Genomic DNA, 13,297 nt, shown 5'->3' on the forward strand with positions numbered 1-13,297 from the left:
TAATATTAATTTTATGCAGATAGGATATAACCAAATAAAATAATCATCATAGCCGTTATAGACAATGTCACTCTTTCTTCCAGGATAATTAATCATTCTTAATTTTTCACAATGATTAATTGTTTTTCACAGAGCCAAATAATTGACAAAAATTTGTTGTTAATGGTAGCATGGTGCAAAAATTGATCTATAACTGCCGCAAAATTTAATAAGCAAGCAATTATTAATCAGAGAGGCTCACAATGTTTGAGTACTTTGTAACAATTTATAATCATAACTGCTCCTCCGACGAACAGTGGAAAGAGACCCAGCAACTCGTATCCCAAGAACTTATTTGGGAAACACTTCTTGCAAAATTAAAGTCTCTGAATAAAAATCGATACTACTTTGCCCTTTTAGACTTTGAAACGCTTACTATGGGTAAGCTGATTAAGGCGATTCATTCTTTTGTGGCACAAGACGATTTCTATAAAGAATTGTATGGTAAAAATAATAGTGACAAATATAAAGACTTAATTAATATCGCAAAGCTCATCGCCTTGTACAAAGGCGAAAGAAACTATCATCATTTCTTATTACCCGGTGCGGAACAGGATTACGATTTACTGGCAAATAATCTTTATACCATGAAGCACGCTGATTTATGTGCCGTGCGTAGAACGCCTCCCCAGATCGATGCACCAGTAGCAGAGGGAGTAGTCGAAGAGGTAGCTCTCGTTGGCGGGCCAGGTGCAGGAGGCAATCCAGCTGCAGCAGGCGTTCAATTTGATCTACTTACTTTTGATGACATCCTGGCGAACTTCAAAGAAACCGGCCGATTGGAAAATTTTTATGCTCGCCAAAATATTAATGCAGCCCAAACTATTGCTCATCCGGAGTGTTCACACCGCGCAGCCTACCTTGCCTATGTCAACACGATGAACGGAAAATTGAGTAAATCGGCATTCGCTGCGTTAAAAGACTATGCTGAGCTGGTCTCCAATCAGTTTGATGCCGAACACCGTATCGACAGTTTCTTCTACCGACGCAGGGTTGACACAAAAAAAAGAGCGTTTGCAAACCTCTGTGCCTTTGTAGAATCCTTGCCAAAAGTGGAGCGAGATGCTCTTTACGCAATCAAAATAAATAGTAATAACACATTTAAAGCCCGCTTAGATGGAGCGAAACGAGGCGACTGTCTTTCCCAATTTGCTGACGACATCACCAAAATACTGTATCAATGCGATAATACGATTCGTTTTACTAACCCAAGGCCAAATCAGGTTATTGCGCGGCAAAGAGACTCTCTTGTATTAAAGGGAGAGGTTTTGAACACTGATGAAGAGGATCGCAGCTTTCTAAGAAATATGCAAAAAGTCATTATCAATACCCATTACAAGGTGAAAAAAGGTACGCAAATTACTTTGGACGGAAAAACCAATTGGGTTCCCAGTACTGTAGCAGGAATTTTTCATAAATGTGGGGATGGGATTGCTGGCAGAGGAATTACACCTGGTGAAGCAAGGTATCAAGCGGTTAAAACAGCTTCTGAAGCATCCCGTAACCCGCATCATAACTCCATTCTTCTGTTCTTGCTTCTTCTCATAGTGAATATACGTGATAAAACGACAGACAATTTCTATGCCTTGGTTTTTAACGAGCAGTGCACTAAAATAATCGCAGAAAACGACAGTTTAGACCACCATGACGCTTTTACTCAAGGCGTACATTTCTTAAAGCCATAATGAAGCAGCATGGAAGCTGTGCTAAGATTTTTATATTGATACCTCTTATGGATAAGAGTTCATGCCAGCGCAAACAAGAAATCTTCTTTCCTCGCGAAACCCAATATTAATTGACTTGGCGTTACAAGGAGGCGGCGCACATGGTGCCTACACCTGGGGAGTTATCGATAGATTATTGGAAGAGCCAAGCCTGCTTATTGAGGGTATTTCAGGGACCTCGGCCGGCTCTATGAACGCTGCCGTATTAGCGAGTGGCTACCTCGAAGGTGGTGCTGAGGGTGGGAAAAAAGCGCTTGAAGAATTTTGGCTGCGAGTTTCTCAAGCTGCCGCCTATAGTCCCTTTCAACGTGGCATCTGGGATATCCTTGCAGGCAGATGGACACTGGATAATTCACCCTTATTTCTTGCTTTTGATTTTGCATCTCGTCTCTATTCACCTTATGATCTTAATCCCATGATGTTTAATCCCCTGCGTGCTATTTTGACTGATAGCATTGACTTTAAACGACTTGCTAAATCCCCTATAAAATTATTCATAACAGCAACGAATGTGAGAACCGGTCAAGGTAAGGTATTTAGAAATAAAGAAATAACACCGGATGTTTTACTTGCTTCAGCCTGCCTGCCAACCTTATTCCAAGCCGTCGAGATAGAGGGTGAAGCCTATTGGGATGGTGGTTATACAGGAAATCCCACCATCACCCCGCTCATAAAGGAGTGTGAGTCAAGCGATACCATTTTAATACAGATCAATCCGGTTGAACGCCCTGGAACACCTAAAAGTGCACGTGAGATTCTTAATCGTCTGAATGAAGTGGCTTTTAATGCTACCTTAATGAAAGAATTACGTATGATTGCAATATTAAGGCAGGTTGCAGACTTGGGACAGTGTGAAGGCACACGCTGGGCAAAAATGCGCATTCATCGCATTGCCAGTGACGACATGGTTCATCTCGGTTATTCCTCAAAACTTAATGCTGAATGGCCTTTCCTATGCATGTTGCGAGAACAAGGTAGACATTCAGCAGAATTGTTTCTACGTCAACATGGTAAAGATTTAAATCAACGCTCGAGTTTTGAACTCGATTCACTTCTTTGAGCCCAGGCTACTATGAAGAAGGGTTTTTTAATAATTGCAGCAGCAATCTTGCAGCATGCTGTTCAGCTTTACGGCGATTTGGTCCCTGCCCCGAAGTTACTTTTCTAAAACCACTCACCTTACAACTTACATGAAAAACCTGCTCATGCTCTTCCCCTTCGATTTTGGTCAGGTTATATTCCGGCAAAGGCCGTTTTTCAGCTTGCAGATATTCCTGTAACTGGGTTTTAGCATCTTTTAAATTATCGTGCAGACTCTCATCATCCAGGCGTGACCGATACAAGTTGAGAATAAGTTGTTGACTGGCCTGAATACCACCATCGATAAAAACAGCTGCAATGATTGCTTCCAGAGCATCCGCTAAAATGGATGCCCGACGAAAACCACCACTTTTTAACTCACCTTGCCCTAAGTACAAATAATCGCCTAGCTCAATTTCTGTTGCAATTTCCGCCAGCATTTCACCCTTAACCAAAAAAGCACGCAAACGACTTAGTTGCCCTTCACTTTGTTCAGGAAACATTTCAAATAAAGCATTGGCAATAACAAAGCTTAAGATAGCATCACCAAGAAACTCAAAACGTTCGTTATTTTCGCTACCGGCACTACAGTGCGTCAGAGCCTGCTTTAACAAGGCAAGTGTTTTAAACTCATAACCTAATCGTCTGCTTAGACGTTGCAAATCACCCTGTACCAATATTTACCCCGTTACCCATTAGAACTCACGTTTAGTATAGGCGATTAATTGATTAAACGGCCTATCTTTGACCAGCGTATCCTGGACGTTTTACTATTCCAGCTCATCCATACCAGGAAAGCTTTACCGCGCAAATAGCTGTCTTCTACAAATCCCCAAAAACGGCTGTCAGCACTGTCATCACGATTATCACCCATCATGAAATACTGCCCGGCAGGGACCTCAACATCAAAATCTTCCGCAGGAACATCAGGCCGCACAAAAATATCATGTTCTATGCCATTCAGATTCTCTCGATACTTAGCAACGGCTTTACCAGAACTTTCATCGACAGTATATTCAACAAAGGTTTGTTTCATTTCTTTTCCGTTAATCGTCAAAACCTTGTTATGGTAACTTACCTTATCCCCCGGGACTCCAATGACTCGCTTGATATAGTCATAGCTCGGATCAGGTGGCCAACGAAAAACAGCAATTTCACCCGACTTGGGATTCGCAATAGGAATTACTTTCTTTTCCCAGACTGGCAAGCGAATCCCATAAGCAAATTTATTGACTGCAAGAAAATCACCTACCAATAATGTCGGTTCTAAAGATCCGGAAGGGATACGAAAAGGTTCTATTAGAAAGGAGCGCAATAAAAGGACAATAAAGAATACTGGAAAAAAAGAGCGTGAGTATTCAATAATACGTCCAGGCTTCTGCTCAGGCTTACGTTTCTTAGCCCAGAACAAAACATCCAGTAAATAAATACTTCCACTTAAAAAAGAAAGAACGACTAATAACAGAGCGAAATTCATGCTTGTTCCTATGAATGATTACCAGACCCTAGTATTTCCTGATTTACTTACTTTTTTCGATCAGTCTGAAAAACTGCCATAAAAGCTTCTTGTGGGATTTCAACATGCCCCACCTGCTTCATCCGTTTTTTACCGGCCTTTTGCTTTTCAAGCAGTTTACGCTTACGAGTTATGTCTCCGCCATAACATTTTGCCGTTACATTCTTACGTAACGCTTTTACTGTTTGTCTGGCAATAATGTGATTCCCTAGTGCAGCCTGAATAGCGACGTCGAACATTTGGCGCGGAATAAGTTCACGCATTTTATCTGCCAAGGCTTTGCCACGATTATAAGCAGCATCACGATGGACAATAACAGCCAAGGCATCAACACGCTCGTTATTAATCAAAACATCCATTTTCACCAAATCTGCTTCCTGGAAGCGGATAAAATTATAATCCAAAGAGGCATAACCACGACTCACCGATTTCAAACGGTCAAAAAAATCAGAGACCACTTCACTCATTGGCAAATCATAAACCACCGAGACTTGGCGACCACTGTATGTCATATTAATTTGTACGCCACGACGCTCAACACAAAGACTGATGATTTGTCCCAGATAATCTTGTGGAACCAAAATACTTGCCCGCACAATCGGTTCAAACATTTGCTTTATTTGCTGTGACGGTGGTAATTGCGAGGGATTATCAATCATGACCGTTTCGCCTTTGGTAGTAATCACCTGATAAACGACTGTAGGCGCTGTTGAAATCAAATCAAGATTATATTCACGCTCGAGTCTTTCCTGCACAATTTCCATATGCAGCATCCCTAGAAAACCACAGCGAAAACCGAAGCCCAGGGCTTCTGAGGACTCAGGTTCATAAAATAGCGAAGCATCATTAAGGCTCAATTTCGCTAACGCTTCGCGAAACGCTTCAAAATCATCTGCACTAATTGGAAAAAGGCCGGCATAAACCTGGGGCTTCACTCGTTGAAAACCCGGTAAAGGTTTCAACGCCTGATTTTTTTCCAGGGTTAACGTATCCCCTACAGGTGCTCCCTGGATCTCTTTAATACCGGCAACCACATAGCCAACCTCTCCCGCCTGCAAGACCTCCAATTTGGTACGTTTGGGGGTAAAAATACCCACTTGATCCACTTCATAGGTTCTGCCAGTCGACATGACTCGCATCTTGTCCCCTTTGCGCAACGAGCCATTGGCTATTCGTACTAAGGAAACGACGCCAAGATAACTGTCAAACCATGAATCAATGATCAACGCTTGTAACGGTGCTTCACTATCCCCTTGCGGCGGGGGAATACGGGCAACCAGGGCTTCGAGTACATCTTCAACACCAAGGCCACTTTTGGCACTGACACGAATTGCGTCATGCGCCTCAAGGCCAATAATATCTTCAATTTCTGCAATGACCCGCTCCGGCTCAGCTTGCGGTAAATCGATTTTATTAAGAACTGGCAGTATCTCCAGCGATTGATCAATCGCTGTGTAACAAACAGCAACCGTTTGCGCCTCTACACCCTGTGCTGCATCAACGACAAGAATCGCCCCTTCACAAGCAGCCAGTGAACGAGATACTTCATAGCTAAAGTCAACATGGCCTGGTGTATCGATAAAATTAAGCAAATACGTTTTACCGTCTCGAGCTGTATAATTTAGTGAAACACTCTGTGCCTTGATGGTAATACCACGCTCGCGCTCGATATCCATGGAATCAAGCACCTGTTCTGCCATTTCCCGGTCAGATAAACCACCACAGAGTTGGATGAATCGATCAGCAAGGGTCGACTTGCCATGATCAATATGGGCAATAATAGAAAAATTGCGAATTCGCGTTAGATCACTCAACTGATAAAACCTACTAATAAATTGCGCTATTCTAGCTTAATTATCAGCGTCCAGAAAGTAGTCATCTTAATAGACTTCTTCCGAAACTCGCTGTATTGCGATCAGAGCAGGAGAAACGGCGCGCAGAAATGTAGTGTAAACCCTCCATTACATAAGGACTCAAGCACCGTATGGACGAAGTGATGCTCCAATCCAGTAGCCTTTCGAAAGAAGTCAACATGGGTTCATTTGCAGCAGAAATTACACCCAATTAGGGATGAAATGACATGTCAGAGAGCTCTTTTTTACAGTATTCCTCCCATTTCGCAGCCCCTCTCCAAGCTGGATCAAATTGTAAAAGAAATTGCTGTTGCTTCATTTTTACCCTAAAATTAGTCGATTTGATTCCAATTTAAAGGATAACCAATGCGACGATTAACCATGCTCTGCCTTGCCTTCTTAACACTGTTTAGCAGTTATGCTGTACAAGCAGATCCAGCGTTTGTACAACGTAAGGATGTGCAGCAATTTATCAATAAAATGGTTAAGCAGCATGGTTTTAACAAGAAAGAGCTGACTCAGATAATGAGCGATGTCCAACTGCAGCCGCAAATCATTGAATCGATGGAAAAGCCTTATGAGAAAAAGACCTGGGATGTTTATAAGCAACTATTCTTAACGCCACAACGCGTACAAGGTGGTATAGAATTTTGGAAAGCTAACCGTGTATCCCTGGAAAAAGCTGAAAAAAAATATGGTGTCCCTGCCAATGTTATCGTTGCTATTCTTGGTATAGAAACACTTTATGGTAAACATCAGGGAAATTACCGGGTTATTGATGCCTTATCGACCTTGGCTTTTAATTATCCCAAACGTTCTCAATTTTTTAGCAAAGAACTTGGTGAGTATTTATTACTCTGTCGTGAACACCATGTATCTCCAACCCAATATTTAGGTTCTTATGCCGGCGCAATGGGCAAACCACAATTCATGCCCAGTAGTTATCGTTACTACGCAGCTAATTTTACCGGCAATCCCAAAAAAGATTTAATGAACGATGATGCCGCAGTGATTGCCAGTGTGGCTAACTATTTCCATAAACATGGCTGGAAAATCAATCAAGGCATTGCTCAACCCGCTGTAGTCGAGGGTGCCCGTTACAAGAAGATCAATCCGAATTATAAAACGGCTGTCTATCGTCTTAACCAATTAATTGCTGCAGGAATCAAACCTTTAACCGCTTCAGTAAACACACCGACGAGAGTTGGTTTGATTGAGTTAACCACACAAACAGGGCAAGAATTCTGGCTCGCTTATCCCAATTTCTACGTGATAACCCGTTACAATACCAGCCCACAGTATGCAATGGCGGTTTATTTATTGTCCCAGCAGTTAAAAAGCCAATGGGCGGCAGCAGCCGTTGGCAAAAAATACGCTTACGTGTAAGCTGTTAATCAGGTGATCCCGCGACTCGCTCGCGGGAATCATTGTAACCAATTTCGATCTGGAGTCTTGGATCGCGAACAGTAATGATTGTTAGCGAGAAAGCATTATGAAGCTCGATTGTTAATCAAGGATGACGTGTGGCTACCTGCTTTTTATTCACCCAATACCTGAATGATGATAGCTGCCTCAGCCTGAGCCTTGGACAACAAGGCCAAGTTGAAGCCCCACTCGCACAACGCTCTTTTGCTGATATTAAGGTACTTCAACAGAATGCGCAGACAATCGTTATTGCGCCGACAGATTTCTTCACACTGCATCAAGTCGAATTACCCTGGCTTGCCGATAGAAAAGCCCGCGCTGCCATTCCTTTTGCTCTTGAAGATAAACTTGCCCAAAATGTTGACTCCTTGCATTTTGCTTTTGACCGAGCCCATTATAATGCTGGCCATTATCTCGTTGTCGCTGGCGATAAAAGCTTTCTTACAGAATTAATTAACACATTTGACAATCAGGGTATACGCTTTGATAGCTTAACCCTTGATTGGTTTGGACTACAACGAAATGAAGCCGCCATTACCCCCACAAATATCCTGGTAAATGACGCTCATTTTCAAGGTGCATTAAGTCCTGAGCTGGCAACCCTTTATTGTAAATCACAGCTTGAAACCAGTTTTTATCGGTTCACCGATAGTAATGAATTATTAATGAAGGAACTAGCTGCATCCATTAAAGAAACAGAAGACAGTTGGTATTGCTGGTTGGCAAAGCGCTTACAAAACAGTAAAGCAATAAATCTTTGCCAAGGTGAATTACAACATAGCAGTACTCCTGGTAAAACCAAACGTTGGTACCAGGCAGCCATTGCGATGAGTATGGTTTGGCTGTTAAGTATCCTTGCTGTGAATGCAGTGAAACTGTATTTTCTTAATAAGGATATCGATCAGATCGATACAAAAATAGCCACTATCTACCATGAATTTTTCCCGCAAGCACAACAGGTCATTAGTCCACGATTTCGTATCAATCAATTGCTCAAAGCAAGTCATGGTAATATGGATGACAGCTTTTGGGTATTATTAGACAAACTAGCCAGTACCTTTAATAGCAACACCATCACTTTTGAACAACTTCGATTCCAAAATCAAACGCTTTTGGTCACATTAGCAACCAAAAATTTTGCTGATCTGGAAGATTTGCAAACTCGGTTGCAACAAAAAAAGGTCAAGGTTAAACAAACTCAAGCCGCCACTACAAATGAGCAGGTTGTTGGTATCCTGGAGTTAAATCTATGAGAAATTTCTGGAATAACCTGAATGAACGAGAACGCTGGATGGTTGGTATTGGCTCCCTGTTTGCCTTGTTCTATTTGTTTTATCTCTTGCTTTATTCCCCCCTAACAACCGCTGTTAGTAACAAAACCGCACAATTATCTGAAAAACAACAGACTCTGACCTGGATGCAACAGGTTCGTCAACAACCTAAAAAACAAAAAGTACAGCAGTCTATTAGTAATGCCAAACTACTAAGTCTAATTGGCAATCAGTTAGGTACAGGTTCTTTACGCGTTTTTCCCTATCAGCTGCAACAAACGAGCTCAGGAGATATTCAATTATCCTATGAACTGGTTCCCTTTAACTACTTTTTATCCTGGTTGTGGACTCTCAATAATAATTATGCCATCGTCCTCAAACAGTTTAGTGCGGAACGAACCCCTACGGCAGGTGTAGTAAAATTACAGATTGTTATTACAGCAAAATAAACATCCTTTGCCCCTGAGGCCTGTATCTTAATCAGATTCACCGTTGTAGAAAATAATCCATCAGTGCCCAAGTAGAAAAGGTTAACAGCCTCTAATAATCTTCGTTAGCCTGTACTTTACTCCAGCTTTTAACCCCAGCACTCTGTTTTACGTCGTCTGGTAAATTATTTAATGCTTTTTGTGCATCCTCGTAATTATTGTAACTCCCGTATACACCCTTGTAGTAGGTTCTGCCATTTTTATTGTATTTAATTTGTGCCCTTCGATCATTCTTAGGTAATTTATAGAGTTTGCCGGCTACCTGAGCAGGCCGCTCACCTTCAGCAACCTCAATGGTATATCCTTGTGGATTTTGGCTATTCACCCAATTTCTATCCATGTCTTTATGGGAAGTTGGGGAATGATAAGCCCCTACATAATAGGAGTCAGGCACTGTCACTTGTCCACCAGTTGGCGATTGATATCCATAATCTACTCCGCCATTGTAACCTTGCCGATAATAGGTATCCGTATAAACATAGGGTTGGTAAGTGGTATAATAGCTGCTCTGTTGATAGTTACTACAAGCAGTTAATGTGGTAACACAAAGGCCTAGAGCCAACGAACGTACTTTTTTATTCATAGCGCCTCCCCCTTTTATCACTTATTTTGCAGCCTTCAATGCAAAACAAGCCTTTTTTTTATTGGGATAGATAAGCTTCTTTTCCCCTTTGACTCTTGTTATCTGCCGAATTTCAAAAAACTTTAGCTTCTTGTGTTGTTTCAATTGATGCTATCGCATACAGTATGGGTTTTATTATTTTTGACAATTTGATATAGCAATATGTGGACTCACAGGCGTTCAGGACAAACACATCAACGTGGCAACCAGGATCACCGGGATCCTTACGAACGCGATCGTACAAGGGTGATTCATTGCCCTGCCTTCCGACGCTTGCAACGAAAAACACAAATATTAGGTACTGATGAGGGTGATTTTCATCGTACGCGTTTAACACACTCCCTTGAAGTAGCCTCTATTGGCCGCAGTATCGTACGTAATTTATCTGCTAACCACCAACAATCGGTTTTACCCGGTTTACTTCCTAATGATGATTTGATTTCAGTCATTTGTTTATTGCATGACATTGGTCATCCTCCGTTCGGCCATGGTGGAGAAGTTGCTTTAAATTATATGATGCGTATGCATGGAGGATTTGAAGGTAATGGACAGACTTTACGTTTATTAACCAAAGTAGAAAACAGTTATGGCATCTATGGACTTGATTTAACCCGCAGAGCCTTGCTTGGTATACTCAAATATCCGGTTAGTCGTTCAAAGGTAGTGGCAACGGAAATACCCAAAGTAGTCGAATCACTCCATAAAACTATTCGCATTAACGATTGGCTGCCACCGAAAGCTTACTTCGATTGTGAGCAACCAGAAATTGATTGGCTTCTATCACCCTTCAGTGAAAATGATAGAACGCTCTTTCAATCGCTGCAGAAAGCGCCGCAAACAAACCAGCATGGGAAAGCTGCTTATCATAGTTTTGACTGTTCTATCATGGATATTGCTGATGATATCGCTTATGGTGTGCATGATCTGGAAGACGCCATTCATTTACGGTTGATAAACCGAGAGCAACTGGATAATACCGATTTCCGCCAACTTCTCGCTGCAACCCAACTTAACCAAAACTCCGAACAATTACTTGATTTTCTATTTAACCAGGAACTTGATAAACGGAAACAAGCCATTGGTGAAATGGTTAATTATTTTATTACTGCGACACAAATCACGATAACGAATGAAGATTTTGAAAATAATTTGTTAAAGCATAATATTTGTTTATTACCTCAAGCTGCCTCCTTACTCAATTACTTGATGGGGTGTATTTATCGTCATGTCATTGATTCTCAGGAAGCCCGTACCTTTGAATACGGTGGTCAAACAGTAGTGCTCAGACTATTTGAAGCCATTAGTTCTAATCCTGGCAGCTTGCTTGATAATAAAAATCGCGCATTATTTCATCAAACAGACGATGAAATAACTGCATTCAGAGTAGTTTGTGATTATATTGCTAATATGACTGACGAATACGCTTATCGCATGCATGAACGCTTGTTTGGCTTTAATACTCGTACTATTTTTGAACGACTATAAACTACCTCCTGGAGCTCCAGAGCTCGTTCAACAAGAGTGTCCCCTTTACAGAATAACCTTCCTTTAGTGATGCCACTGGAAGGTTATTTGCTCAATTTTTTAATTGTACTTGCCAACTCTTCTACATCACCAGAATAATGGTAATAAATTCGCTGATGCTGGCAATCAATAACACAAAGCGGTTCCTTAGGCTGATCGCCCAATTGTTTAAAAATCCAATAAATACCCTCTGAGTCGTTCCGCTGAATCTCTTGCAATAAATCCAGCATCTTCTCTTCTTCAATTTCTGAATGTGTACAAAGCAATCCAGAAGATTGACTGGTTATTTTGTAGGCGTAGTGCTTTTCTTTCATAATCTTACTCGCTTAAAGACACATTATTGTTCGCTTACTGGGATTTCTTCTGATATCGCTCTGTATATTTTTTTCCTAACTCCTTGGCTTTATTCAGTTGATCCTCGCTTAGTGTTTTCTCAAGCTCATCCTGATTTTTTTGGGCATCACTAAAACCGTTTGCGACAGCAGCAGTGAACCAGGCATAGGATTCGACTGGATCAGTGGTAACACCAATTCCATCACGGTAAAAAATCCCTAACTTATATTGTGCTTTTCCAAAACCTTGCTCCGCAGATTTACGTATCCATGACACTGCCTGCTCAATATTCTTGGTGACCCCATCACCATATAAGTACATATCACCTATATTAAACTGAGCATTGGGATTACCTTGGTCAGCACTTTTTTGATACCACAGTGCCGCCTTTTGTAAATCAGCCGTTTGGCCACCTTTACCGGTATCATAGAAATACCCTACTTCTAATTGCGATTTGGCATGCCCTTGATCAGCGGCTTTTTGAAAATACTGGAATGCCTTGCTTTCATCCTTTGGAACACCATCACCAAACTTATATAATAAACCAAGGTTGTATAACGCACTGGTATTACCTAAGTCTGCAGATTTTTCGTACCATTTCGCCGCCTCAGCGAAATCTTTTTCTACCCCTGCACCCGAATCATACATAAAACCCACTGCTAAGGCTGCATCGGAATTTCCTTGCGCAGCTGATTTTTTGTACCATGACATTGCCGTCTCGTCATTTTTCGGCACACCATTAGCATATTGATACATGTACCCTAAAGCATATTGAGCATCTGCATTATTTTGATCAGCCGCTTTTTGATACCAGCCAAGCGATTTGCGAAATCCTTCAGGGGTATTCTGGTGCCAATAAAAACCCGCTAGTAAGACTTGGGCATCGACATTACCTTGATTTGCAGAAGAAAGTAATAATTGCTCCGCTTTTTCAGCATTAAAAGCAACACCCTGGCCGTTATAATACATTTTACCGAGCAAATATTGGGCTTTAGCATCCCCCTTTGCAGCTTCATCAGAGAGGAGAAGGAATGCTTTTTCATAGCGTTGCTGATTAAAAGCTGCTTCCCCTTCCTGGGTATCAGCGAAAATTGGAGTGGATAACAAACTAAGCAGGGAAAATGATAAAACTTGTTTTCTCATGTCCATAGCAGAAACCTTATGCAGAATCATTCCTGTTTATAGTATATAGCTGAATTAGCTGGCTTTTGCGAGTTCCATGTTTACATTTTGTAACATAACAGGAACACACGATAGGCACCAGTGGAAGAAAAGCGCTGTCTGAAAAAAAATGGAATTAAATTTAAGAATTGACTAGCCAGAATGGCGTCCCCAAGGGGATTCGAACCCCTGTTACCGCCGTGAAAGGGCAGTGTCCTAGGCCTCTAGACGATGGGGACCCGGAACTTAACACATTATAAA

Annotated in this window: 12 protein-coding genes and 1 tRNA gene; 6 read left to right on the plus strand and 7 right to left on the minus strand. The window is 41.5% G+C overall.

The features are described from left to right. Window positions 1-242: 242 nt before the first annotated feature. Together Lfee_RS07145 and Lfee_RS07150 are read left to right on the plus strand one after the other, a co-directional pair. Window positions 243-1,724, plus strand: coding sequence for a hypothetical protein (locus Lfee_RS07145; RefSeq protein WP_058445318.1), 1,482 nt, complete (start codon window positions 243-245; stop codon window positions 1,722-1,724). A 61-nt stretch (window positions 1,725-1,785) separates the two neighbouring features. Further along, window positions 1,786-2,823, plus strand: coding sequence for a patatin-like phospholipase family protein (locus tag Lfee_RS07150; protein WP_058445320.1), 1,038 nt, complete (start codon window positions 1,786-1,788; stop codon window positions 2,821-2,823). Window positions 2,824-2,833: 10 nt separating this feature from the next. Here the strand turns inward: Lfee_RS07150 and rnc are convergent, their stop codons facing one another. Genes rnc through lepA form a run of 3 tightly spaced genes read right to left on the minus strand, consistent with a single transcriptional unit; the run spans window position 2,834 to window position 6,203 of the window. Next, window positions 2,834-3,523 carry a ribonuclease III gene (rnc, locus tag Lfee_RS07155; RefSeq protein WP_082646597.1) on the minus strand — a complete coding sequence of 230 codons (690 nt, stop codon included), beginning with the start codon at window positions 3,521-3,523 and terminating at the stop codon, window positions 2,834-2,836. Between the two features lie 41 nt (window positions 3,524-3,564). Continuing rightward, entirely contained in the window at window positions 3,565-4,320 is a 756-nt protein-coding gene (gene lepB, locus Lfee_RS07160) for a signal peptidase I (protein ID WP_058445324.1), read from the minus strand. A gap of 47 nt (window positions 4,321-4,367) precedes the next feature. Beyond that, on the minus strand, window positions 4,368-6,203 hold the full coding sequence (gene lepA / locus Lfee_RS07165) for a translation elongation factor 4 (protein ID WP_370447023.1): 1,836 nt from the start codon (window positions 6,201-6,203) through the stop codon (window positions 4,368-4,370). A 375-nt stretch (window positions 6,204-6,578) separates the two neighbouring features. Between lepA and mltB the strand changes: the two genes are divergently transcribed. The 3 genes from mltB to gspM all read left to right on the plus strand — a co-directional run bounded on the left by mltB (window position 6,579) and on the right by gspM (window position 9,357). Further along, window positions 6,579-7,598, plus strand: coding sequence for a lytic murein transglycosylase B (gene mltB, locus Lfee_RS07170; protein WP_058445328.1), 1,020 nt, complete (start codon window positions 6,579-6,581; stop codon window positions 7,596-7,598). A gap of 137 nt (window positions 7,599-7,735) precedes the next feature. Continuing rightward, complete coding sequence (gene gspL, locus Lfee_RS07175; protein WP_058445330.1) at window positions 7,736-8,890, plus strand: type II secretion system protein GspL; 1,155 nt, start codon at window positions 7,736-7,738, stop codon at window positions 8,888-8,890. Next, window positions 8,887-9,357: a type II secretion system protein GspM gene (gspM, locus tag Lfee_RS07180; RefSeq protein WP_058445332.1), complete on the plus strand. Its 471-nt coding sequence runs from the start codon at window positions 8,887-8,889 to the stop codon at window positions 9,355-9,357. Before gspL ends, gspM begins: the two co-directional genes overlap by 4 nt. A 91-nt stretch (window positions 9,358-9,448) precedes the next feature. Here the strand turns inward: gspM and Lfee_RS07185 are convergent, their stop codons facing one another. Then, window positions 9,449-9,979 (minus strand): SPOR domain-containing protein, encoded by a 531-nt coding sequence (locus tag Lfee_RS07185; RefSeq protein ID WP_058445333.1) that lies wholly within the window; start codon window positions 9,977-9,979, stop codon window positions 9,449-9,451. Window positions 9,980-10,180: 201 nt separating this feature from the next. Here Lfee_RS07185 and Lfee_RS07190 point away from each other — a divergent pair, with 201 nt between their 5' ends. Beyond that, complete coding sequence (locus Lfee_RS07190) at window positions 10,181-11,503, plus strand: anti-phage deoxyguanosine triphosphatase (RefSeq protein WP_058445335.1); 1,323 nt, start codon at window positions 10,181-10,183, stop codon at window positions 11,501-11,503. An 83-nt stretch (window positions 11,504-11,586) separates the two neighbouring features. Here Lfee_RS07190 and Lfee_RS07195 read toward each other — a convergent pair whose 3' ends face one another. From Lfee_RS07195 to Lfee_RS07205, 3 genes are all read right to left on the minus strand, one after another. After that, a complete protein-coding gene (locus Lfee_RS07195) occupies window positions 11,587-11,856 on the minus strand; it encodes a hypothetical protein (RefSeq protein WP_058445337.1) in 270 nt (89 codons plus the stop codon). Between the two features lie 34 nt (window positions 11,857-11,890). Next, the gene (locus Lfee_RS07200; RefSeq protein WP_269147457.1) at window positions 11,891-13,018 is read right to left on the minus strand and encodes an SEL1-like repeat protein; all 1,128 of its coding nucleotides are present in this window, start codon (window positions 13,016-13,018) and stop codon (window positions 11,891-11,893) included. A 181-nt stretch (window positions 13,019-13,199) separates the two neighbouring features. Then, window positions 13,200-13,275 (minus strand) — tRNA-Glu (locus Lfee_RS07205). Window positions 13,276-13,297: the final 22 nt, after the last annotated feature.

The organism is Legionella feeleii (genome assembly GCF_001467625.1).
In the GTDB taxonomy this organism is placed as follows: Bacteria; Pseudomonadota; Gammaproteobacteria; order Legionellales; family Legionellaceae; genus Tatlockia; species Tatlockia feeleii.